We start from the raw sequence: 26,715 nt of genomic DNA on the forward strand, positions 1-26,715 counted from the left end.
AAACTATACTAATTTGAAGCAATTTCCGACTGATATAAAATTCAAGTACCCTTGGAGAAGTTATCAGCAACGTGTACTTCAAGAATTAGAATCTCACCTTAATGACAACCATCTTCATATAATAGCTCCTCCTGGATCGGGAAAAACTATTCTAGGGATTGAGGTTGCTTTACGCCTTAACAAACCTACTCTTATATTAGCTCCTACTATTGCTATTAGAAATCAATGGATTCAAAGGTTTTGTGAGTTATTTCTTCGAACTAAATCAACCCCAAATTGGATTTCTATAAACATTAAAGAACCTAAGTTTCTAACAGTATCTACTTATCAAGGCTTGCATGCAGCATGTTCTGGAAAAACAATAGAAAATAAAGATTATAAAATTGCAGAAGAATCTAGTGATGATGACTTACAATTTTCAAATACGGCAGCAAAAACAATAATAGAAGGACTTAAAAAAGAAAAAATTTCAACTATTGTAGTTGATGAAGCACACCATCTTAAAAATGCATGGTGGAAATCTTTAACCGAAGTTAAGAAAAACTTAGAACCTACGATAGTTGGCTTAACAGCTACTCCACCCTATGATGTTAGCTATAATGAATGGCAACGGTATATTGAGCTCAATGGTCCTGTAGATGCAGAAATATCTGTTCCTGAATTAGTTTTAGAAAATGATTTATGCCCTCATCAAGATTACATCATGTTTTCTTACCCTACTCCTGAAGAAGGTTCGAAGATCAAAGAATATAATAACAACACACAACAACTTTTTACCCAAATAAAAGCTGACACAATATTAAAATCCAAACTATTAGCCCTAAGATGTTACATCCAACCTCTACAAGAACTAGAATGGATTTATTCTAATATAGAAAATTACGCTGCAATACTTATCTATCTTAATGCAGTTGGTGTTGAAATAAGTCCATTACACCTTGATGTGATCGGAGATAAAAATTTTAAAATTCCCGAATTAAATTATGAATGGATAGAAACACTACTAACCTTTTATATTTACCATACAGATGAAGATAAGGAGTATCGAGAATTATTATTAAATAAACTCAAGAGAAACGGTGTTGTAAATCGGAAAAAAATAAGCTTTGCACAACACCAAAAACGAAATAAACTTCTTAGTTCGAGCATAAGTAAACTAGAGAGTATAAAAGAAATAGTCGACTTTGAATCGTTATCTCTAGGTAATGATCTTAGAATGGTTATTCTTACCGATTATATCAGAAAAGAACTACTTGTAAGTACACCAAAAAACACTTTACCTCTTACTTCTATTGGTGTCATTCCTATTTTTGAAAAACTTAGGAGAACTAAAAATTTATCCTCTAAAATTGGTGTCCTTACGGGAAATATTATTATCATACCCTTTACTGCTTTAAATCAACTAGATTATTATTGTAAGTTATATAAAATAGATACTATTGCTACTACTCCTTTATCCTATGATCCAAATTTTCTAGTCATAAAAACATCAGAAAGGCTTAAACAAAATATAGTTCATATTATCACACAATTATTTCAAGAAGGCCATATTGAAATTTTAATTGGAACTAAATCTTTACTTGGCGAAGGTTGGGATGCTCCGGCTATAAACGCACTAATACTAGCAAGTTTTGTAGGTTCTTATGTCTTATCAAATCAAATGAGAGGAAGAGCAATTAGGACTCAGAAATCAAACCCTTTAAAAACAGGAAATATATGGCATTTGGTTTGCGTGGATGTATTAGATAATGATGGTGGAGTAGATTATTCCTTATTAAAAAGACGTTTTAAAGCATTTGTAGGAGTATCTCTTGATAGTAATCCCAGAATAGAGAATGGTATAGATAGATTACATCTTCCCACAAATTTTACTACTGCAAAACAAATCTTTGATGTTAATCAAAAAATGTTTGCATGTGCTCATAACAGGAATCAATTAGAGTTAAGCTGGAAAAAAGCTCTAGAAGAAGGAATCACTCTTATTGAAGAAATAAAAGTACCTTTTCCATCACAACAAAACTATAAACAAGTTACATCTTTATACTTCAATAAGACCATAGCTAATTTAAGCGCTTTTCTAGTATCGGGAATTGCCACTTTTGGGGAGACTATTCTTGAAATTGCATTACGAAATATAAATCGTATTAAGACTCTTGAACATCTTTTATCATTTGTAACTGTAGCAGGAATTGCAGGAATTGCTATATTTGGAAGATTACTGTACAGAACTAGTCGTTTATATCTAAAACATAGAGATATTTCTAAAGATATCAAAAGTATTGGTGAAGCATTACTTGCATCACTTATTAATAACCATGTTATAAAAACTCCTAGAGAAAAATTAGTTGTTCTAACTAGTCAAGATGAATATGGTGCTGTATTTTGTCATCTTGAAGGGGCAAGTACTTTTGAAAAATCAGTTTTTATCACTTCCTTATCAGAAATAATTGATACTATAGATAATCCTAGATATATTATTATTAGAAAAGCTACTCTTTTTAACCTTATTGATCAAAAAGATTTTCATGCTGTACCAGAACTTTTGGGTAAACAAAAGTCGCTAGCTACTAATTTTGAATCCAATTGGAAATCTTATGTTGGAAAATGTAAATTGGTTTTTACCAGAAATATTGAAGGACGTAAGATCTTATTAAAGTCCAGAATACACTCTCTAGCTGCTTCATTTCAAGACAAATCAGAAAGGGTAAATACTTGGAAATAAAAAAAGCCCTGAATTTAAAATTCAAGACCTTTATAAAGAGCCGATGGAGGGACTCGAACCCACGACCTGCTGATTACAAATCAGCTGCTCTAGCCAGCTGAGCTACATCGGCAAAACGGTTGCAAATATAATTTCTTGAATTAAATCTGCAAACATTTTTTTAAAAAAATTATAAGGAATTTACTTTCTCTACTAAAGCTGTTGCCGTTTTTTCTAAATCCTCACGAATAGCTTTAAAATGCTTTGACGGATTTTCTAACTTGCGCTGGTTAGCTCTGGCCATAAAACTATCGAAAGACGATATTGCTTCATCAATAATTGCCTCTCCTGACTTATTATCCTTTCCTGGATTGTTTAACTCCCATACATAAACTTCTTCTATGATATCTCCTAATACATAGTTGATATCTTTCTTAAGGTCTCTCTTGTTTGCCATTTTAAATATATTTTATGCAAAATTAGTGTTTTCAGAAATATTAACTAGCTATTATTTTATTAATTCCTTTATCTTAATTAATGCTTTACTCATATGTTTGGCAGCATTAATACTATTAAATTTTAATTGTATAATTCCTTCTTGATCTATCACATAAGTTTCTCTTCCTGGTAACAAACCCAATAAACCTGCCTTAACCCCAAAAAGCTTTCTAATTTTACCTTGCGCATCAGACAAAAATATAAAGGGTAATTTATATCTATTTTTAAATTTTGTATGAGATTTAACACTGTCTGAACTTATCCCAATAACCTCTGCTCCCAATTCTTTAAAATCTGTATAGCTATCTCTAAAATCACAAGCCTCTTTGGTACAACCCGGTGTAAAATTTTTAGGATAAAAATAAATCACTGCTGGTTTCTTACCAATTACTTCGATACTATTAAAATCTTGGCCTTCATCATTTGTAGCCTTAAACTCTGGGACTTTATCTCCTATTTCTAATGCCATTACTCTCCTGTATACGTTACAAAATTACGAGGTGTTTCATACAAAGTTACTTCAATATCAAATTTAGATTCGATTTTGTTTCTTAATCGATTCCAAATTACTACTGCGATATTTTCTGCTGTTGGATTAAGGTCTGCAAACTCTGCAACTTCTTCATTCAGGTTTTTATGATCCATATAATCTTCAACTTCAGATTTGATATAATCTTTTAAGATTTTAAGGTCTATTAAAAACCCTGTTTCTGGATCAATTTCTCCAATAACACTTACGATAAGCTCATAATTATGTCCATGATATTTCGGGTTACTACATTTCCCAAATACTTGAGCGTTTTTTTCATCACTCCAATCTTTTCGATATAATCGATGTGCAGCATTAAAATGGGCTTTTCTACAGGCTTTAATCCTCATAAGGTAATATGTGAGTAAAATTTATTAAAAATGATTTTAAACCACTCTGTATAGGTTTCTGGGTGTGTTTCAATGTCTTTTTTCACATCTTCAATATCCATCCATTTCCAATCAGCCGCCTCTTCAGGGTTTATAATTGGATCTTTTTCATATGTTCCAATTAGCACATGATCATATTCATGTTCTGTTAATCCATTATCAAAAGGGGCTTTATAAATAAATGACACAGAATCTTTCAACGATGTTGTGAATCCCATTTCTTCCTGTAATCTTCGAGTTCCTGCTTCTATATTACTTTCACCATCTCTTTGATGGCTACAGCAGGTATTGGTCCATAAACCAGGTGAGTGATACTTATGATGCGCTCTTTGTTGAAGCATTAATTGGTTTTTATCATTAATAATAAATACCGAAAAGGCACGATGTAAAACTGCCTTTTCATGTGCTTCTAATTTGGGCATAAGCCCTATTTGCTCATCATTTTCGTTAACTAAAATGACTTTTTCTTCTTCCATTCTTTTTTATTATGTCAAAATTACAAAATCATACTTGTACTACCAATTCATAATTTAGAACCAAATTTAAGCTAGTATAGTATGCAAAAGCTGTGAAAATAAAAAACACCTTAATGATTAAGGTGTTTTTTATACGTTTTTAGTTTATATAGAACTGTTATAAATTATTTGACAATTATAAATTCACTACGCCTATTTAATTGATACTCATCTTTTGTACAGTTGGTATCATTACCACAATCATTAACTGGCTGAGTTTCTCCGTATCCTTTGCCTGTTAAACGTTCTACAGAAATTCCATTCTTAATCATATACGCTACAGTCGCTTTGGCTCTTTGTTCTGATAACCACAAGTTATAGTTATCGTCTCCATGACTATCTGTATGTGATCCAACTTCAATTTTCATTTCTGGATATTGTTTCATCACTTCAATTACTTTAGCTAATTCTACACTAGCATCGGTACGGATATAGAATGCATCAAAATCAAAATATATTTTGTTCAATGATAACAGCTTCGCTAGATCATCTCCTATTTCTGCTGATTTAATTTTCTTTTCTAGGAGAAGTGGTACTTGTAAAGTCTCTGTTTCATTTGGAGTATCCTTTAATTCTTCTACAGTAACATATTCATCTTTTTCTGCTCTAACAAAGTATTTAGTGTTACATTCTATCTTTTTAGTAGAAGTATATGCTCCATCATCTCCAACTACAACTGTTTCTATTATAGTGTTATTGCTATCTAATATTGTGACTTTTGCTCCCGAGATAAATTCATTAGTATCTTTATCTTTAACTGTACCTGCTATCGTAATTTCGCAGAAGTTTCGAAGTTCTTCTAATTCTACAAAACCATAAATATCATCTCCTCCTTTTCCTCCTTCTCTATTAGAAGAGAAAAAACCCTTTTTAGTTTTATAATCAATAATAAATGCAAAATCATCTTTGGTTCCGTTTACCGGTTTACCAACATTTATAATATCTCCTTCTTGTTTAGTTTTAGGTTCTAAATGTGTAACATATACATCTAATCCACCTAATCCTATCTGACCGTTAGATGAAAAATAAAGTTCATTGTTATCGCTTATAAAGGGAAATGTTTCTTTTCCTTCTGTATTAATTCTTTCTCCTAAGTTTTCGGGTTCACCAAAAGTTCCATCAGTATTTATTGCCACTTTGTAGATATCTGACAATCCTCTACCTCCTGGCATATCTGAAGCAAAGTACAATGTCTGTTGATCTACACTTAAAGTGGGGTGCGCAGTAGAGTATTCATCACTATTAAATGGTAACCCTTCTGGAGAAGACCAAGTGCCATCGTCGGCTTTAACTGATCGATAAATTTTAAGTTTATTCGTACCTCGTTTATCTTTTCCTAATTTCTTATCGATATAATTATTTCTTGTAAAATAAATCGTCTTTCCATCTTTAGTAAATGTAGGGGTTGACTCATGAAATTTTGAATTTATGCGTTTACCAAATTTTTCGATCTCTGACAATTCTCCATTTACAGAATCATATTCGGCTTTAAATAATTGCAAAAATGCTTCATTATTCCACTGATGTATACTCTTTGTAAAAATTAGTGTATCCCTAGAAGAACTAAATACTATATTATCTCCATAAAATGCCGTTCCAAAATCTGTAAAAGATGAATTTATTTCTAAATTTTCAATTTCGTATCTACCTGACTGAAAATCTATTCGTTGCAAATAGTTAGGGTCTCTTTTATACATCTTTGCCCTTTGATCATCTGCATTTACGTCGGCAAATTTATTTAAATAGATATCTGCTTCTTTATAATTATCATTTGCTTTTAAGGTTTGTGCATAGCGAAAGTAGTATTCTGGAGCAATATCCTCAGGATATGAATTGATGAGTTCTTTATACCATTTTGACGCTTCATTTAATTGCCCGTTAAAATAATAACTATCTCCTAGATTTCTAAAAAGATCTGCACTTCTATATCCTTTTTCGGCAACCTTAAGATAAGTTTCTTGAGCATTAATATACTCATACCTATCATACTGTGTTTTAGCTTTTTCTAATCTCTTTTCTTGAGAAAACACTGTTCCTAGAGATAAAAAGGCAATAACAAACAACAATGATTTAAGTAAACGTTTCCCCATATCTGTATATCTGTGTATTAATTTTCTATAAATTGTAATTAAAAGAATCTTGGTGTAAGCATTCTATTGTATTTCTTAAATAATTCAAAGCGTAATAGAACTTCATAACTACCATCATTAAATTGTGATCTTCCTAACTCGGTTGTTTCTCTATCATAAGCAAAACCTATCATCATAGAGTCAGATATTTGAAAACCTACTACTCCACTTACTGCAGCACTCCAACGATATGCAGCACCTAAGGTTAATCGGTCATACAACAAAAAGTTAGCTGACACGTCTACTTGTAATGGTGCTCCAAATACTACTTTACTTAATACTGCTGGTTTAAACTTTACATCCGGGCTTATATCAAATACATGCCCTGCTATCAAATAATAATTAATTCGCTCTTCTGCAAGAAAACTTACTGCATCACTATCACTGCTTGTAGTACTCTCGTCAAAATGATCTGTTTCTAATAAATTAGGCGCACTTAATCCAAAATAAAACTTATTGGTGTGATAATATACTCCAACTCCTACATTAGGGCTAAATTTATTATCAATATTAGTTTCGAATAGATTATCATTTTGATTAAACTGGGTTAATTGCTGAAAATCGATATTTAACAAATGTGCTCCTGCTTTTAAACCAAAACTTAACTTACCTTCTTCTGAAACAGGTATTGTATATGAAAAATCAATATCAATATATGTTTCATCTGTTGGACCGATTTCGTCATTAACAATAGACAAACCTAAGCCTAAACGTTCATTATCTCCAATCGGAGTATTAAGTGTTAACGTTTGCGTACGTGGCGCTCCTTCTAGGCCTACCCATTGACTGCGATGCAATCCCATTACACTTAATACCCCTCGGCTTCCTGCATACGCTGGATTAACACTAATTGTATTATACATATATTGTGTATACTGGGCATCTTGCTGGGCGTTAATAGATGTTGTAGTAAGGCCAAAAACTACTAGCATAAATAGAAATAATAGTTTATTCATAAGTATTTTAATTCGATTAGGGAATAACAAATATATATTATTCTTAAACATTTTATTTATTTATATATAAGTAACCTGCTCTTGATTTACGTACACCAGCTGTATTTTCATAGTCTAACACATAATAATACGTACCTACTGGTAGTTCTTCTTTCTTACTTATAGTCACTCTACCTGAACTAATTCCTGCAAAAGATTTCGCACCAGGTTGTTCATATCCATCTTCTTCAAATACTAGAACTCCCCAACGGTTATAGATTCGTAAAACATTATTTGGGAAATTGTTTAGTCCTACTATTCTAAACTCGTCATTAATACCATCACCATTAGGACTAATACCCGTATAGATAACAATATCATCGTCTAAATCAAATATATCTCCAATTTCTGTAATAGTTTCATCTTCAAAGTCTCCATCACCATCTGTATCAACATCAGTATCATTTAGGGGATCATCTGATACATCTATAACATCTATTCCATTTGGATCCTGACCTGTCACAGTTGCCTGATTAGTTACACTTCCAGAAAGTAAATCTTCTTCTGTTAAAACATAAACAGCTGTAAAACTTGAATCATCCGTTTCACCTGCGACAAGATCAATTGGACCTCCCTCAATTACAATTCCGGGTAAAGGATCAGTTAATACAATATTAGTAATATCGACATTACCCGTGTTTTGTACTCTAAATGTATATCGTATTTCATCTCCCGCATTAGGAACTCTATCATTATTTGTATCTGTATATACTCCTATTTTACTTAATGCAAGGTTTGGCAATTGTTGTATCACGGTTATCGTTGGGTCATTAGTTGGGTCATTATCTCCATCATCATCAACAGTTTCGTCTCCATTATCAGAAACATCCATTATATCATTCCCCATAGCATCTTGACCAATAACTGTTGCACTATTCATAACTTCACCAAGATTAATATCAGTCTGTGTAATAGCATATGTTGCTGTAGCAGAACCTTCTTCTCCTGGTGCTAATGTAGAAGGTGTTATTGATAAATCTACGCTACCTGTAAGTGGATCATCAACCATTATATTATTAATAGTCACATTTCCAGTATTACGAACCGTAAATGTATATGTGATAATATCATCAACTTGTGCACCACTTGCGACTGCTGTTTTAGTAAGTGTTAACTGCGATGTATCATCATCATCAATAATCGTACCCGTAGCTGTATCGGTTGTAGTTCCTACTGTACCTGAATCAACACTACTAATCCCAACAGTAAAGGTTTCGTCTCCTTCATCAATTGTATCTGCTGTAGTAGGTACTACAACTGTACCTGTAGTATCTCCTGCTAAAATAGTAATCTGAACATCGGTAGTTGTATAATCACCATCCTCTGCTGTACCGTTCGTAAAACTAAAGGTTAATGTAATATCCTCACTACTTGGATTACTTAAAGTTATTGGGAAACTTACATCTCCTCCCTCTGTAGCACTAGCATCTCCTATACTAATATCTGGAGCATTATCATCATCGATAATTGTTCCTATAGCTGTATCGGTTGTAGTTCCTACTGTACCTGTATCAACACTACTAATTCCAACAGTAAAGGTTTCGTCTCCTTCATCAATTGTATCTGCTGTAGTAGGTACTACAACTGTACCTGTAGTATCTCCTGCCAAAATAGTAATCTGAACATCAATAGTTGTATAATCACCATCCTCTGCCGTACCGTTCGTAAAACTAAAGGTTAATGTAATATCCTCACTACTTGGATTACTTAAAGTTATTGGGAAGCTTATATCTCCTCCCTCTGTAGCACTAGCATCTCCTATACTAACATCTGGAGCATTGTCATCATCGGTAATTGTTCCTGTACCATTGACTCCGCCAACAGTTAAGACATAGTTCTCATTAGACTCATCTATAGTATCTTCTGTACTGGAGATCGATACCGTAAAGCTCGTTACTCCTGCTGGAATATCAAACTCATCATCTACTGCATCATAGGTAACTCCATTACTAAACGTAGCATTGGCTAAGTCATTATCATAATCACCATTACCTGCCGTACCATTTGCAACACTCGCTCCGATACTGATTGCACTACTACTACCATTACTCAACGTAATTGTATGAACTAAAGCATCGCCTTCTTCTTCCGTTGGACTACTTACTGTACTTACTGTAGGGGCATTGTCATTATCTTCTATCGTTCCTAATCCACTAGCTGTAGTATTACTACTATTGGTAATACCTGTAACATTAAGATTTAAGGTCTCATCGGATTCATCTATCGTATCATTTGTAGTAGGAACTCTAAAGGTAACACTGGTCTCTCCTGCAGGAATCGTAATACTTCCTCCTGTATAATCTACAAAAGCACCACTACCAATCTGTACCTGTAACGGAGTACCCGTATCGGTTCCTATAGTCGCTGGATTAACTCCTGTACCCGCTAAAGCTGGTGTAAATTCTATAGCACTTGAACTCGCATTACTTAAGCTGATCGCAAAGTCTAAATTAGAACCTTCTGTAACCGTAGGGCTACTCACACTTACTGTAGGGGCATTATCATCATCGGTAATTGTTCCTGTACCATTGACTCCGCCAACAGTTAAGACATAGTTCTCATTAGCCTCGTCTATAGTATCTTCTGTACTGGAGATCAATACCGTAAAGCTCGTTACTCCTGCTGGAATATCAAACTCATCATCTACTGCATCATAGGTAACTCCATTACTAAACGTAGCATTGGCTAAGTCATTATCATAATCACCATTACCTGCCGTACCATTTGCAACACTCGCTCCGATACTGATTGCACTACTACTACCATTACTCAACGTAACGGTATGTACTAAAGCATCGCCTTCTTCTTCCGTTGGGCTACTTACTGTACTTACTGTAGGAGCATTATCATCATCGGTAATTGTTCCTGTACCATTGACTCCGCCAACAGTTAAGACATAGTTCTCATTAGCCTCATCTATAGTATCTTCTGTACTGGAGATCGATACCGTAAAGCTCGTTACTCCTGCTGGAATATCAAACTCATCATCTACTGCATCATAGGTAACTCCATTACTAAACGTAGCATTGGCTAAGTCATTATCATAATCACCATTACCTGCTGTACCATTTGCAACACTCGCTCCGATACTGATTGCACTACTACTACCATTACTCAACGTAACTGTATGAACTAAAGCATCGCCTTCTTCTTCCGTTGGACTACTTACTGTACTTACTGTAGGGGCATTATCATCATCGGTAATTGTTCCTGTACCATTGACTCCACCAACAGTTAAGACATAGTTCTCATTAGCCTCGTCTATAGTATCTTCTGTACTGGAGATCGATACCGTAAAGCTCGTTACTCCTGCTGGAATATCAAACTCATCATCTACTGCATCATAGGTAACTCCATTACTAAACGTAGCATTGGCTAAGTCATTATCATAATCACCATTACCTGCCGTACCATTTGCAACACTCGCTCCGATACTGATTGCACTACTACTACCATTACTCAACGTAACTGTATGAACTAAAGCATCGCCTTCTTCTTCCGTTGGGCTACTTACTGTACTTACTGTAGGGGCATTATCATCATCGGTAATTGTTCCTGTACCATTGACTCCGCCAACAGTTAAGACATAGTTCTCATTAGCCTCATCTATAGTATCTTCTGTACTGGAGATCGATACCGTAAAGCTCGTTACTCCTGCTGGAATATCAAACTCATCATCTACTGCATCATAGGTAACTCCATTACTAAACGTAGCATTGGCTAAGTCATTATCATAATCACCATTACCTGCTGTACCATTTGCAACACTCGCTCCGATACTGATTGCACTACTACTACCATTACTCAACGTAACTGTATGAACTAAAGCATCGCCTTCTTCTTCCGTTGGACTACTTACTGTACTTACTGTAGGGGCATTATCATCATCGGTAATTGTTCCTGTACCATTGACTCCGCCAACAGTTAAGACATAGTTCTCATTAGCCTCGTCTATAGTATCTTCTGTACTGGAGATCGATACCGTAAAGCTCGTTACTCCTGCTGGAATATCAAACTCATCATCTACTGCATCATAGGTAACTCCATTACTAAACGTAGCATTGGCTAAGTCATTATCATAATCACCATTACCTGCCGTACCATTTGCAACACTCGCTCCGATACTGATTGCACTACTACTACCATTACTCAACGTAACTGTATGAACTAAAGCATCGCCTTCTTCTTCCGTTGGACTACTTACTGTACTTACTGTAGGGGCATTATCATCATCGGTAATTGTTCCTGTACCATTGACTCCGCCAACAGTTAAGACATAGTTCTCATTAGACTCGTCTATAGTATCTTCTGTACTGGAGATCGATACCGTAAAGCTCGTTACTCCTGCTGGAATATCAAACTCATCATCTACTGCATCATAGGTAACTCCATTACTAAACGTAGCATTGGCTAAGTCATTATCATAATCACCATTACCTGCCGTACCATTTGCAACACTCGCTCCGATACTGATTGCACTACTACTACCATTACTCAACGTAACTGTATGAACTAAAGCATCGCCTTCTTCTTCCGTTGGACTACTTACTGTACTTACTGTAGGAGCATTATCATCATCGGTAATTGTTCCTGTACCATTGACTCCGCCAACAGTTAAGACATAGTTCTCATTAGACTCATCTATAGTATCTTCTGTACTGGAGATCGATACCGTAAAGCTCGTTACTCCTGCTGGAATATCAAACTCATCATCTACTGCATCATAGGTAACTCCATTACTAAACGTAGCATTGGCTAAGTCATTATCATAATCACCATTACCTGCCGTACCATTTGCAACACTCGCTCCGATACTGATTGCACTACTACTACCATTACTCAACGTAACTGTATGAACTAAAGCATCGCCTTCTTCTTCCGTTGGACTACTTACTGTACTTACTGTAGGGGCATTATCATCATCGGTAATTGTTCCTGTACCATTGACTCCGCCAACAGTTAAGACATAGTTCTCATTAGACTCGTCTATAGTATCTTCTGTACTGGAGATCGATACCGTAAAGCTCGTTACTCCTGCTGGAATATCAAACTCATCATCTACTGCATCATAGGTAACTCCATTACTAAACGTAGCATTGGCTAAGTCATTATCATAATCACCATTACCTGCCGTACCATTTGCAACACTCGCTCCGATACTGATTGCACTACTACTACCATTACTCAACGTAACTGTATGAACTAAAGCATCGCCTTCTTCTTCCGTTGGACTACTTACTGTACTTACTGTAGGAGCATTATCATCATCGGTAATTGTTCCTGTACCATTGACTCCGCCAACAGTTAAGACATAGTTCTCATTAGCCTCATCTATAGTATCTTCTGTACTGGAGATCGATACCGTAAAGCTCGTTACTCCTGCTGGAATATCAAACTCATCATCTACTGCATCATAGGTAACTCCATTACTAAACGTAGCATTGGCTAAGTCATTATCATAATCACCATTACCTGCTGTACCATTTGCAACACTCGCTCCGATACTGATTGCACTACTACTACCATTACTCAACGTAACTGTATGAACTAAAGCATCGCCTTCTTCTTCCGTTGGACTACTTACTGTACTTACTGTAGGGGCATTATCATCATCGGTAATTGTTCCTGTACCATTGACTCCGCCAACAGTTAAGACATAGTTCTCATTAGCCTCATCTATAGTATCTTCTGTACTGGAGATCGATACCGTAAAGCTCGTTACTCCTGCTGGAATATCAAACTCATCATCTACTGCATCATAGGTAACTCCATTACTAAACGTAGCATTGGCTAAGTCATTATCATAATCACCATTACCTGCCGTACCATTTGCAACACTCGCTCCGATACTGATTGCACTACTACTACCATTACTCAACGTAACTGTATGAACTAAAGCATCGCCTTCTTCTTCCGTTGGACTACTTACTGTACTTACTGTAGGAGCATTATCATCATCGGTAATTGTTCCTGTACCATTGACTCCGCCAACAGTTAAGACATAGTTCTCATTAGCCTCATCTATAGTATCTTCTGTACTGGAGATCGATACCGTAAAGCTCGTTACTCCTGCTGGAATATCAAACTCATCATCTACTGCATCATAGGTAACTCCATTACTAAACGTAGCATTGGCTAAGTCATTATCATAATCACCATTACCTGCTGTACCATTTGCAACACTCGCTCCGATACTGATTGCACTACTACTACCATTACTCAACGTAACTGTATGAACTAAAGCATCGCCTTCTTCTTCCGTTGGACTACTTACTGTACTTACTGTAGGAGCATTATCATCATCGGTAATTGTTCCTGTACCATTGACTCCGCCAACAGTTAAGACATAGTTCTCATTAGCCTCGTCTATAGTATCTTCTGTACTGGAGATCGATACCGTAAAGCTCGTTACTCCTGCTGGAATATCAAACTCATCATCTACTGCATCATAGGTAACTCCATTACTAAACGTAGCATTGGCTAAGTCATTATCATAATCACCATTACCTGCTGTACCATTTGCAACACTCGCTCCGATACTGATTGCACTACTACTACCATTACTCAACGTAACGGTATGAACTAAAGCATCGCCTTCTTCTTCCGTTGGGCTACTTACTGTACTTACTGTAGGGGCATTATCATCATCGGTAATTGTTCCTGTACCATTGACTCCGCCAACAGTTAAGACATAGTTCTCATTAGACTCATCTATAGTATCTTCTGTACTGGAGATCGATACCGTAAAGCTCGTTACTCCTGCTGGAATATCAAACTCATCATCTACTGCATCATAGGTAACTCCATTACTAAACGTAGCATTGGCTAAGTCATTATCATAATCACCATTACCTGCTGTACCATTTGCAACACTCGCTCCGATACTGATTGCACTACTACTACCATTACTCAACGTAACGGTATGTACTAAAGCATCGCCTTCTTCTTCCGTTGGACTACTTACTGTACTTACTGTAGGGGCATTATCATCATCGGTAATTGTTCCTGTACCATTGACTCCGCCAACAGTTAAGACATAGTTCTCATTAGCCTCGTCTATAGTATCTTCTGTACTGGAGATCGATACCGTAAAGCTCGTTACTCCTGCTGGAATATCAAACTCATCATCTACTGCATCATAGGTAACTCCATTACTAAACGTAGCATTGGCTAAGTCATTATCATAATCACCATTACCTGCCGTACCATTTGCAACACTCGCTCCGATACTGATTGCACTACTACTACCATTACTCAACGTAACTGTATGAACCAAAGCATCGCCTTCTTCTTCCGTTGGACTACTTACTGTACTTACTGTAGGGGCATTATCATCATCGGTAATTGTTCCTGTACCATTGACTCCGCCAACAGTTAAGACATAGTTCTCATTAGCCTCGTCTATAGTATCTTCTGTACTGGAGATCGATACCGTAAAGCTCGTTACTCCTGCTGGAATATCAAACTCATCATCTACTGCATCATAGGTAACTCCATTACTAAACGTAGCATTGGCTAGGTCATTATCATAATCACCATTACCTGCCGTACCATTTGCAACACTCGCTCCGATACTGATTGCACTACTACTACCATTACTCAACGTAACTGTATGAACTAAAGCATCGCCTTCTTCTTCCGTTGGGCTACTTACTGTACTTACTGTAGGGGCATTATCATCATCGGTAATTGTTCCTGTACCATTGACTCCGCCAACAGTTAAGACATAGTTCTCATTAGCCTCGTCTATAGTATCTTCTGTACTGGAGATCGATACCGTAAAGCTCGTTACTCCTGCTGGAATATCAAACTCATCATCTACTGCATCATAGGTAACTCCATTACTAAACGTAGCATTGGCTAAGTCATTATCATAATCACCATTACCTGCCGTACCATTTGCAACACTCGCTCCGATACTGATTGCACTACTACTACCATTACTCAACGTAACTGTATGAACTAAAGCATCGCCTTCTTCTTCCGTTGGACTACTTACTGTACTTACTGTAGGGGCATTATCATCATCGGTAATTGTTCCTGTACCATTGACTCCGCCAACAGTTAAGACATAGTTCTCATTAGACTCGTCTATAGTATCTTCTGTACTGGAGATCGATACCGTAAAGCTCGTTACTCCTGCTGGAATATCAAACTCATCATCTACTGCATCATAGGTAACTCCATTACTAAACGTAGCATTGGCTAAGTCATTATCATAATCACCATTACCTGCCGTACCATTTGCAACACTCGCTCCGATACTGATTGCACTACTACTACCATTACTCAACGTAACTGTATGAACTAAAGCATCGCCTTCTTCTTCCGTTGGACTACTTACTGTACTTACTGTAGGGGCATTATCATCATCGGTAATTGTTCCTGTACCATTGACTCCGCCAACAGTTAAGACATAGTTCTCATTAGCCTCGTCTATAGTATCTTCTGTACTGGAGATCGATACCGTAAAGCTCGTTACTCCTGCTGGAATATCAAACTCATCATCTACTGCATCATAGGTAACTCCATTACTAAACGTAGCATTGGCTAAGTCATTATCATAATCACCATTACCTGCTGTACCATTTGCAACACTCGCTCCGATACTGATTGCACTACTACTACCATTACTCAACGTAACGGTATGAACTAAAGCATCGCCTTCTTCTTCCGTTGGACTACTTACTGTACTTACTGTAGGGGCATTATCATCATCGGTAATTGTTCCTGTACCATTGACTCCACCAACAGTTAAGACATAGTTCTCATTAGCCTCATCTATAGTATCTTCTGTACTGGAGATCGATACCGTAAAGCTCGTTACTCCTGCTGGAATATCAAACTCATCATCTACTGCATCATAGGTAACTCCATTACTAAACGTAGCATTGGCTAAGTCATTATCATAATCACCATTACCTGCTGTACCATTTGCAACACTCGCTCCGATACTGATTGCACTACTACTACCATTACTCAACGTAACTGTATGAACTAAAGCATCGCCTTCTTCTTCCGTTGGACTACTTACTGTACTTACTGTAGGAGCATTATCATCATCGGTAATTGTTCCTGTACCATTGACTCCGCCAACAGTTAAGACATAGTTCTCATTAGACTCATCTATAGTATCTTCTGTACTGGAGATCGATACCGTAAAGCTCGTTACTCCTGCTGGAATATCAAACTCATCATCTACTGCATCATAGGTAACTCCATTACTAAACGTAGCATTGGCTAAGTCATTATCATAATCACCATTACCTGCCGTACCATTTGCAACACTCGCTCCGATACTGATTGCACTACTACTACCATTACTCAATGTAACTGTATGAACTAAAGCATCGCCTTCTTCTTCCGTTGGACTACTTACTGTACTTACTGTAGGGGCATTATCATCATCGGTAATTGTTCCTGTACCATTGACTCCGCCAACAGTTAAGACATAGTTCTCATTAGACTCATCTATAGTATCTTCTGTACTGGAGATCGATACCGTAAAGCTCGTTACTCCTGCTGGAATATCAAACTCATCATCTACTGCATCATAGGTAACTCCATTACTAAACGTAGCATTGGCTAAGTCATTATCATAATCACCATTACCTGCCGTACCATTTGCAACACTCGCTCCGATACTGATTGCACTACTACTACCATTACTCAACGTAACTGTATGAACTAAAGCATCGCCTTCTTCTTCCGTTGGACTACTTACTGTACTTACTGTAGGGGCATTATCATCATCGGTAATTGTTCCTGTACCATTGACTCCGCCAACAGTTAAGACATAGTTCTCATTAGCCTCGTCTATAGTATCTTCTGTACTGGAGATCGATACCGTAAAGCTCGTTACTCCTGCTGGAATATCAAACTCATCATCTACTGCATCATAGGTAACTCCATTACTAAACGTAGCATTGGCTAAGTCATTATCATAATCACCATTACCTGCCGTACCATTTGCAACACTCGCTCCGATACTGATTGCACTACTACTACCATTACTCAACGTAACTGTATGAACTAAAGCATCGCCTTCTTCTTCCGTTGGACTACTTACTGTACTTACTGTAGGAGCATTATCATCATCGGTAATTGTTCCTGTACCATTGACTCCGCCAACAGTTAAGACATAGTTCTCATTAGCCTCGTCTATAGTATCTTCTGTACTGGAGATCGATACCGTAAAGCTCGTTACTCCTGCTGGAATATCAAACTCATCATCTACTGCATCATAGGTAACTCCATTACTAAACGTAGCATTGGCTAGGTCATTATCATAATCACCATTACCTGCTGTACCATTTGCAACACTCGCTCCGATACTGATTGCACTACTACTACCATTACTCAACGTAACTGTATGAACTAAAGCATCGCCTTCTTCTTCCGTTGGACTACTTACTGTACTTACTGTAGGGGCATTATCATCATCGGTAATTGTTCCTGTACCATTGACTCCACCAACAGTTAAGACATAGTTCTCATTAGCCTCGTCTATAGTATCTTCTGTACTGGAGATCGATACCGTAAAGCTCGTTACTCCTGCTGGAATATCAAACTCATCATCTACTGCATCATAGGTAACTCCATTACTAAACGTAGCATTGGCTAAGTCATTATCATAATCACCATTACCTGCCGTACCATTTGCAACACTCGCTCCGATACTGATTGCACTACTACTACCATTACTCAACGTAACTGTATGAACTAAAGCATCGCCTTCTTCTTCCGTTGGGCTACTTACTGTACTTACTGTAGGGGCATTATCATCATCGGTAATTGTTCCTGTACCATTGACTCCGCCAACAGTTAAGACATAGTTCTCATTAGCCTCGTCTATAGTATCTTCTGTACTGGAGATCGATACCGTAAAGCTCGTTACTCCTGCTGGAATATCAAACTCATCATCTACTGCATCATAGGTAACTCCATTACTAAACGTAGCATTGGCTAAGTCATTATCATAATCACCATTACCTGCCGTACCATTTGCAACACTCGCTCCGATACTGATTGCACTACTACTACCATTACTCAACGTAACTGTATGAACTAAAGCATCGCCTTCTTCTTCCGTTGGGCTACTTACTGTACTTACTGTAGGAGCATTATCATCATCGGTAATTGTTCCTGTACCATTGACTCCGCCAACAGTTAAGACATAGTTCTCATTAGACTCATCTATAGTATCTTCTGTACTGGAGATCAATACCGTAAAGCTCGTTACTCCTGCTGGAATATCAAACTCATCATCTACTGCATCATAGGTAACTCCATTACTAAACGTAGCATTGGCTAAGTCATTATCATAATCACCATTACCTGCCGTACCATTTGCAACACTCGCTCCGATACTGATTGCACTACTACTACCATTACTCAACGTAACTGTATGAACTAAAGCATCGCCTTCTTCTTCCGTTGGGCTACTTACTGTACTTACTGTAGGAGCATTATCATCATCGGTAATTGTTCCTGTACCATTGACTCCACCAACAGTTAAGACATAGTTCTCATTAGCCTCATCTATAGTATCTTCTGTACTGGAGATCGATACCGTAAAGCTCGTTACTCCTGCTGGAATATCAAACTCATCATCTACTGCATCATAGGTAACTCCATTACTAAACGTAGCATTGGCTAAGTCATTATCATAATCACCATTACCTGCTGTACCATTTGCAACACTCGCTCCGATACTGATTGCACTACTACTACCATTACTCAACGTAACTGTATGAACTAAAGCATCGCCTTCTTCTTCCGTTGGACTACTTACTGTACTTACTGTAGGAGCATTATCATCATCGGTAATTGTTCCTGTACCATTGACTCCGCCAACAGTTAAGACATAGTTCTCATTAGACTCATCTATAGTATCTTCTGTACTGGAGATCGATACCGTAAAGCTCGTTACTCCTGCTGGAATATCAAACTCATCATCTACTGCATCATAGGTAACTCCATTACTAAACGTAGCATTGGCTAAGTCATTATCATAATCACCATTACCTGCCGTACCATTTGCAACACTCGCTCCGATACTGATTGCACTACTACTACCATTACTCAATGTAACTGTATGAACTAAAGCATCGCCTTCTTCTTCCGTTGGACTACTTACTGTACTTACTGTAGGGGCATTATCATCATCGGTAATTGTTCCGGTGCCACTAGCTGTAGTATTACTACTATTAGTAATACCTGTAACATTAAGGTTTAAGGTCTCATTTGGCTCATCTATCGTATCATTGGTAGTAGGAACTCTAAAGGTAACACTGGTCTCACCTGCAGGAATCGTAATACTTCCTCCTGTATAATCTACAAAAGCACCACTACCAATCTGTACCTGTAACGGAGTACCCGTATCGGTTCCTATAGTCGCTGGATTAACTCCTGTACCCGCTAAAGCTGGTGTAAATTCTATAGCATTCGTACTCGCATTACTTAAGCTGATCGCAAAGTCTAAATTAGAACCTTCTGTAACCGTAGGGCTACTAATACTTAATGTAGGAGGGAACTCAGTACAAAATCGTGTATTCCCAAAACCAATTCCTCGAGATTCTAAAGGAGCACAGCCTGCACAATTATTCCATACAATACTTATGCTCGTAATTCCATCAGTATCTAAAAAGTTAACTCCTAGCTGACTATCTTCTACATTACTAGTTCCATTATTAGCATTAACAACACCGGTAGCACCATCTACTGTGAAATTAGGTGTAGCACCTGTTGTAAACGTCGGGAATATTGTATTTCCTAAACCATCTATTGCTGTAATTGTTACTCTATCTCCACTACTTTCTAAAGAAGAAAAATCTATATCAAACAGATCAAAACCTATAGAATAAATATTAGTGGCACCGCTACCATCCGAAAATGTTATCGTTTGTATAATCCCAGCACTACCTGTAGCCAATCCGTCAGTATGTATTTGTAATACTTCTTGCGTATTTACTGTTGCATTAAATCCAATATTTGGAGAAAGTGTTGAACCAGGCCAAGCTGATAAGGTACCTGTCTCTCCTGTAAAAGTATGTGTTATATTAATTCCTGAACTATTAACATCATTAAATGTATTTGTTAAAGCCCCATCTGGTGCCCAATCAAATTCATTATCTGCTGTAGCTTCAGGTACTGTATCCCAATTAAGGCTATACAACGTGCCATCACAAGCAGGAGTTGTATGAAGCACATTTGGAGGAGGAAGTACAAATCCGTCTATTCCCCCATCATTTGATACATTGACTGTTACTGAATGACTGCTAGGATCTGTTCCTAGTGTTTGCGTAAAAGTAGTTCCATAATCTGGATCTATAATATCAACAGTTGCTGTTCCAGGAGCTAAAGATGTCGCTGTCCAGATACCATTAAAATTTGTTGTTACAACTTGGACATTATTAAGAGCATCAGTAACTCTAACATCAACATTTCTTGCTTTAGGTTCAGCCCCTTCAAAAATTCCATTTCCGTTAACATCTATAAAAATTTGTCCGGATAGTACTGTACAAATATTAATTGTATCGTCAGTCACCCCTGCATTTAATGTCAAACCATAATCTACTCCAGGAGCATCTACGAGACCATTTGCCGGGTTTATATTCGCAGGAGTACCATCTCCAAATTGGCCTCCATCTGTACCATCTGCATCTGTATCATTATAAGCTTCATCAGCATCACTACACCCATCATCATCACTATCTAACTCTAAACAATCAGGTATTGAGTCACCATCTGAATCTCTAAATACTTCTACAAGAGGTTCTGCAGGGCTATTAAAAGTAAACGTTAAACCTCCTATAAAACCTAAATTCATGAATCTTATTTCTACTTCTGCTCCTGCTGTAATTGGAATAGACGCTGCAACTCCACTACCCGGTCTTGGGTCAGGTGCTCCTCCGCTAGGGAAATAAGCATATTCTCTAACCCCATCAACAAAAACTTCAATAACATCATCTACGATTTCATTAGCCCCACTTCCAAAAGAAAGTGTTCCTGCAGTTGGAAAAGTTCTTCTAAAATCAATTTCATAATACGGATTCCCTGAAGAAGCCCATGTAGTACCTATATAATTATCTGGACGTAAAGGAATTGTTGGTGTTTCCATTTGACTCCACCTATCATTTATTGCCGAACCTCCAGACGAATATGTTGCTGAATTACTATTAACACCAAAAAATGACTCCCCTCTAAAAGTTCTTGAACCTGGATTTCCTGATCCGTCTCTTTCTACGGTAAAACTAGATGCAGCCACTGCCTGATGTCCTTCATAATATGAAGCTGCCCAATACCCGGTTGGAAAACTGGAATCTTCTGTACCGTCTATATTTAAGGTTAGTGAATTACAACCTTCTGTTATATCTGAAATACCATCATTATCATTATCTAAATCACAACCATCAGGAACTAAATCTCCATCGGTATCTACTGAATCATCAAAATTAGGACATACATCACTGACATTAACAACTCCGTCATTATCATCATCACACTGTGCTCCTGTTGTAGTGTTATCTGTACTACTTACATCGCTTTGACCAGAACCAGCAGTGTTTGGAACTCCTGTTCCCGTATTTACTCCTCCTGTAATTTCTCCAGTACTATTATTTACCTGAGTTGCCAAAATCCCCCCGTTACCTTCAAAAGCATCAAAACAACTATCATTATCACTATCTGTATCTAAATAATTTGGTATATTATCTCCATCTGTATCATCTAATGAACAGTACTCAAAATTTGAAAACAAAAATGTTACATTACCATTATTAGTTACATCACCATCTTGCCTTTGTTTTCTTGTAATAACATTAAAAGAAGTTACTTGCCCATTTATTGTTACTTCTGTGTAATTAAGTGCAGTATTTACAACACCATCAGAATATGCCGTTATCGTTGGAGACAAACTGTTATTATTCTCTATAATATGAGAATTACCATTAGACGTAGCCAAGTAGTCTGCATTAGGAAATGATGATGGATCCATCAAATTACCCATATATACAGATTCGACATTAGGTCCAGTTGCATTTACAGTAACTCTATCCCCTTGATCAATACCTGACCACCTAAACTTAACACCAGAAACCGTCTGATTAAACGTAAATGTATACGTTACTGTTTCTCCTATACCATCATCTATTTGCTGTCCCTGTATTCTTAAAGAAGTTGTATTTTCTACTAATAACTGGGACAATGAACCTCCATCTATTGTATTTGCTACGGCAGTCACATCTACATTAACCCCATCAAAATCATAAATATCGTTAATTGCTCCAACCCCATTTTGATTTCCAGAAGGAGCTGTTCCAACGTTGATCACACCAGATGCACAATTTAATCCTTCGTTTATATCAGTAATACCATCATTATCATCATCTAAATCTGTGCTATCATCGACTCCATCACCATCATTATCTCTTAATACAACATTTAATTGATAATCCTCAACTTCACCATTGCTAACATTACCAGACGCATCACTAGCGGTTAACGTTTCTGTAGATAACCTAAACCTAGCAAAAGTAGAAGATTCTACACTATTGGGTCCTGAACTATTAATATTATTCCATGTAAGCGTAACTATACCATTAGTTGTACCATCAGGTACACTAGCTGTGGCGTACTCATCAATATCAAAAATACCATTATTATCAAAATCAATCCATCCTGCAAGATTAGCAGTTACTCCTTCATTATTATTTACTGTAACATCTACACTATATGAAGATGTATTGGTAGTAAGAAGATCAAATACAGGAACTCCTTCATCCCTATCAGCTGTTGCAGTAGCATTTGTTCTATCTGCGATAACACCATCACTATCTGGCATTGTTGTACCTAAAAACAAATTAGTTGTTGGTGTAAACTGACCCGAAAAAGTATGTATTGCTTCTGCATACCCAGGTGCATCCCCATAATCGGTATGTACAAATACACCTATTGCTATACCCGTACCTCCTGCTGTCCTAATCAACTCTGCATTAATATCTAATGGATTAGCTAAAGCAGCTTGTTCTGTATACATTATTGGTGTACCATAACCACTTGGACCTGGAACCGCTCCTGCTCCAAAAAAAGAATATGTCTGTGTACCTACTCCTGAATCAGAGAAGAGAGTAGGATTAATTTCATCTATTTTAGCCCAATTTGTTCCCGTACTACTATTAATGGTCAATACAAAATCTTCACCAGTTCCAGATGCCTCACCATCTGCCATGACAATTCCAATTGGATACGGGTTACCATTTAATGTAGCTGATACAATAACTTTAATAGTCGCATCTGAGCTAACATTCCTATTCCTTAACGTTCTTTCTAAAACTGAAGTATATAAAGGAGTAATCGCTCTAGGTGCGCCAGCAACTTGTGATTGCACACCAGAAGAAATTTCTTGAACTGTAACACTTAATACTATACCTCCAGGTACATTAAAAACGGTAGGACCAAAAGTTTCTCCAGATACATCATTATCAGGAATCATACTTGAGAAATCTAACCAGTATATTTCATCCAAATACAATCCAGATCCTGCTGTAGAAAATTGAGCAGAAATACTAGTGCTAAAAAGGAAAATAAGAGTTAAAAAAGAAATACTTCTTTTTAAACCCCTTAAGACTTGGGTAATTTTTTTCATATAACAATGTGTTTACAAATATATCTACGAAAACATGTTAGGGTCGGTTTTCATAAATTATAACAAAACACCTTTAAAATACATTTAAGGCGTACAAAAATTATGGTTTTACCGTAGTTCCTGATTCAAAATTAAGAAAATAAAGTTAAATTACTAGGCGCCAACCTCATTATTTAGTTAAATATATCGACTAAATACACACTTAACACGATAAAAAACAGATTCCTTTAGTAGATACTACTTGCACTTTTATAAAAAACACTAGTTCTCATAGTATATTAAGGAATAATTTAATCGACTCTTTTTTTAATTTTAATAGCAACTAAAGCTCGAGCATTAAATACACTAATCATATCTAACATGCTCAATAACATCAAATTTCATATAAATTTATAAAGATTAAAGTTTAAGTTTATGGAAAACCTCAAGGAAATCGATGTAATAATTTTTTTAACGATAAAATACATTACAAATAAAATTTATTCCTATAATCCTACGCGCGCTCTTATAATATTGTCTTAGTATTCTCCCCTACATATATTCTATTTAATATTATATTTGCATCCTTACTATAAAGATTTTATGAAATTTATTGAAGAAATAGGGAGACGAAGAACCTTTGGAATTATATCTCACCCAGATGCAGGAAAAACTACTTTAACTGAAAAATTATTACTTTTTGGTGGTGCCATACAAGAAGCTGGGGCTGTAAAATCTAATAAAATAAAAAAAGGAGCGACTAGTGACTTTATGGAAATCGAACGACAGCGTGGGATTTCGGTAGCTACATCGGTTCTAGCTTTTGAATATAAAAACATCAAAGTTAATATATTAGATACCCCTGGACACAAGGATTTTGCCGAAGATACTTTTAGAACACTTACCGCTGTTGATAGTGTCATCGTTGTTATAGATGTAGCAAAAGGTGTTGAGGAACAAACAGAAAAACTAGTTTCTGTATGTAGAATGCGAAATATCCCAATGATTGTTTTCATTAATAAATTAGACAGAGAGGGTAAAGATGCATTTGAATTACTAGATGAAATAGAACAAAAACTTGGTTTAACTGTTACACCTCTAAGTTTTCCTATTGGGATGGGTTATGACTTTAAAGGAATTTATAACATTTGGGAAAAAAACATTAATCTTTTTAGTGGTGATAATCGTAAAAACATTGAAGAAACTATTGAGATTTCTGACTTATCATCTAAAGAACTTAATACTACCATTGGTGACAGTACAGCCGAAACTTTAAGAGAAGAACTCGAATTAGTAGAAGGGATTTATCCTAAATTTGAGAAAGATGCCTATCAAAATGGAACATTGCAACCTGTATTTTTTGGTTCTGCTTTAAACAATTTTGGTGTTAGAGAATTATTAGATTGTTTTATCTCTATTGCTCCTAAGCCAAGGCCAAAAGAAAGTGATACCCGTGTCGTAAATCCAGAAGAAAAAGACTTTACTGGATTTGTATTTAAGATTCATGCAAATATGGATCCTAAACATAGAGATCGCTTAGCTTTTATAAAAATTGTTTCTGGGGTATTCGAAAGAAATGTACCCTACTTGCACACAAGACACAATAAAAAATTAAAATTTTCTAGCCCAAATGCCTTTTTTGCAGAGAAAAAAGAAATAGTAGATACCTCATACCCTGGAGATATTGTGGGATTACATGATACCGGAAACTTTAAAATTGGTGATACCCTTACTCAAGGCGAGATCTTACATTATAAAGGAATACCAAGTTTTTCTCCAGAACACTTTAGATATATCAATAATGCTGACCCAATGAAATCAAAACAATTGGCCAAAGGGATTGATCAATTAATGGATGAAGGAGTAGCCCAGCTTTTTACACTTGAACTGAATGGAAGAAAAGTTATTGGTACAGTTGGAGCACTTCAGTATGAAGTAATACAATACCGATTAGAGCATGAATATGGAGCTAAATGTACTTATGAAAATTTAAATGTACATAAAGCATGTTGGGTAGATATTAAAGATGCAGATGAAAATGAGTTTAAGGATTTTAAACGAGTAAAAAGTAAATTTCTGGCAAAAGATAAGCAGGGTCAATTAGTGTTTTTTGCAGATTCATCATTTAGCTTACAAATGACACAACAAAAATATCCTTCTATTGTTTTTCATTTCACATCCGAATTTTAAAACAACTCAGACCAATATATAGATAACTATCCTTAAAAAGATTTTAAAGCTATTTAAGGACAAATAATAGATCAAAACAGACATATATACTATTATAAAACAAAACGGCTTGCAATCGATTTATTGCAAGCCGTTTTTATAT

The 26,715-nt window shown here is 36.4% G+C and carries 9 protein-coding genes and 1 tRNA gene; 2 read left to right on the forward strand and 8 right to left on the reverse strand.

Annotation, left to right across the window (positions count from 1 at the left end; translation table 11 throughout):
* The first annotated feature begins 13 nt into the window (after positions 1-13).
* Positions 14-2,722, forward strand: a complete 2,709-nt coding sequence (locus D1816_RS10050) for a DEAD/DEAH box helicase family protein (protein WP_118502635.1) — start codon at positions 14-16, stop codon at positions 2,720-2,722.
* Positions 2,723-2,760: 38 nt separating this feature from the next.
* On the opposite strand, the gene D1816_RS10055 is transcribed toward D1816_RS10050, so the two are convergent.
* From D1816_RS10055 to D1816_RS10090, 8 genes are all read right to left on the reverse strand, one after another.
* A tRNA-Thr gene (locus tag D1816_RS10055) sits at positions 2,761-2,834 on the reverse strand.
* 57 nt (positions 2,835-2,891) lie between these two features.
* Positions 2,892-3,158, reverse strand: coding sequence for a hypothetical protein (locus tag D1816_RS10060; protein WP_066319040.1), 267 nt, complete (start codon positions 3,156-3,158; stop codon positions 2,892-2,894).
* 51 nt (positions 3,159-3,209) lie between these two features.
* Entirely contained in the window at positions 3,210-3,668 is a 459-nt protein-coding gene (locus tag D1816_RS10065) for a peroxiredoxin (RefSeq protein WP_066319037.1), read from the reverse strand.
* Entirely contained in the window at positions 3,668-4,078 is a 411-nt protein-coding gene (locus tag D1816_RS10070; RefSeq protein WP_066319035.1) for a 6-carboxytetrahydropterin synthase, read from the reverse strand. The genes D1816_RS10065 and D1816_RS10070 overlap by 1 nt, the downstream gene beginning before the upstream one ends.
* Positions 4,075-4,593, reverse strand: coding sequence for an isopentenyl-diphosphate Delta-isomerase (idi, locus tag D1816_RS10075; protein WP_066319032.1), 519 nt, complete (start codon positions 4,591-4,593; stop codon positions 4,075-4,077). Before idi ends, D1816_RS10070 begins: the two co-directional genes overlap by 4 nt.
* 164 nt (positions 4,594-4,757) lie before the next feature.
* Positions 4,758-6,722 carry an OmpA family protein gene (locus tag D1816_RS10080; RefSeq protein ID WP_118502637.1) on the reverse strand — a complete coding sequence of 655 codons (1,965 nt, stop codon included), beginning with the start codon at positions 6,720-6,722 and terminating at the stop codon, positions 4,758-4,760.
* A gap of 38 nt (positions 6,723-6,760) precedes the next feature.
* Positions 6,761-7,717, reverse strand: coding sequence for a type IX secretion system membrane protein PorP/SprF (locus D1816_RS10085; RefSeq protein ID WP_082832587.1), 957 nt, complete (start codon positions 7,715-7,717; stop codon positions 6,761-6,763).
* 52 nt (positions 7,718-7,769) lie between these two features.
* Positions 7,770-24,404: a gliding motility-associated C-terminal domain-containing protein gene (locus D1816_RS10090; protein ID WP_118502639.1), complete on the reverse strand. Its 16,635-nt coding sequence runs from the start codon at positions 24,402-24,404 to the stop codon at positions 7,770-7,772.
* Between the two features lie 582 nt (positions 24,405-24,986).
* Here D1816_RS10090 and D1816_RS10095 point away from each other — a divergent pair.
* The gene (locus D1816_RS10095; protein ID WP_118502641.1) at positions 24,987-26,573 is read left to right on the forward strand and encodes a peptide chain release factor 3; all 1,587 of its coding nucleotides are present in this window, start codon (positions 24,987-24,989) and stop codon (positions 26,571-26,573) included.
* The last annotated feature ends 142 nt before the right edge of the window (positions 26,574-26,715 follow it).

This window comes from Aquimarina sp. AD10 (genome assembly GCF_003443715.1).
Lineage (GTDB): Bacteria > Bacteroidota > Bacteroidia > Flavobacteriales > Flavobacteriaceae > Aquimarina > Aquimarina aggregata.

What these genes read in the sequence shown, in the direction of transcription:
- D1816_RS10065 (WP_066319037.1), bottom strand. Translation starts at nt 3,668, where the DNA reads ATGGCATTAGAAATAGGAGATAAAGTCCCAGAGTTTAAGGCTACAAAT.
- idi (WP_066319032.1), bottom strand. Translation starts at nt 4,593, where the DNA reads ATGGAAGAAGAAAAAGTCATTTTAGTTAACGAAAATGATGAGCAAATA.
- D1816_RS10085 (WP_082832587.1), bottom strand. Translation starts at nt 7,717, where the DNA reads ATGAATAAACTATTATTTCTATTTATGCTAGTAGTTTTTGGCCTTACT.
- D1816_RS10080 (WP_118502637.1), bottom strand. Translation starts at nt 6,722, where the DNA reads ATGGGGAAACGTTTACTTAAATCATTGTTGTTTGTTATTGCCTTTTTA.
- D1816_RS10070 (WP_066319035.1), bottom strand. Translation starts at nt 4,078, where the DNA reads ATGAGGATTAAAGCCTGTAGAAAAGCCCATTTTAATGCTGCACATCGA.
- D1816_RS10060 (WP_066319040.1), bottom strand. Translation starts at nt 3,158, where the DNA reads ATGGCAAACAAGAGAGACCTTAAGAAAGATATCAACTATGTATTAGGA.
- D1816_RS10090 (WP_118502639.1), bottom strand. Translation starts at nt 24,404, where the DNA reads ATGAAAAAAATTACCCAAGTCTTAAGGGGTTTAAAAAGAAGTATTTCT.
- D1816_RS10095 (WP_118502641.1), top strand. Translation starts at nt 24,987, where the DNA reads ATGAAATTTATTGAAGAAATAGGGAGACGAAGAACCTTTGGAATTATA.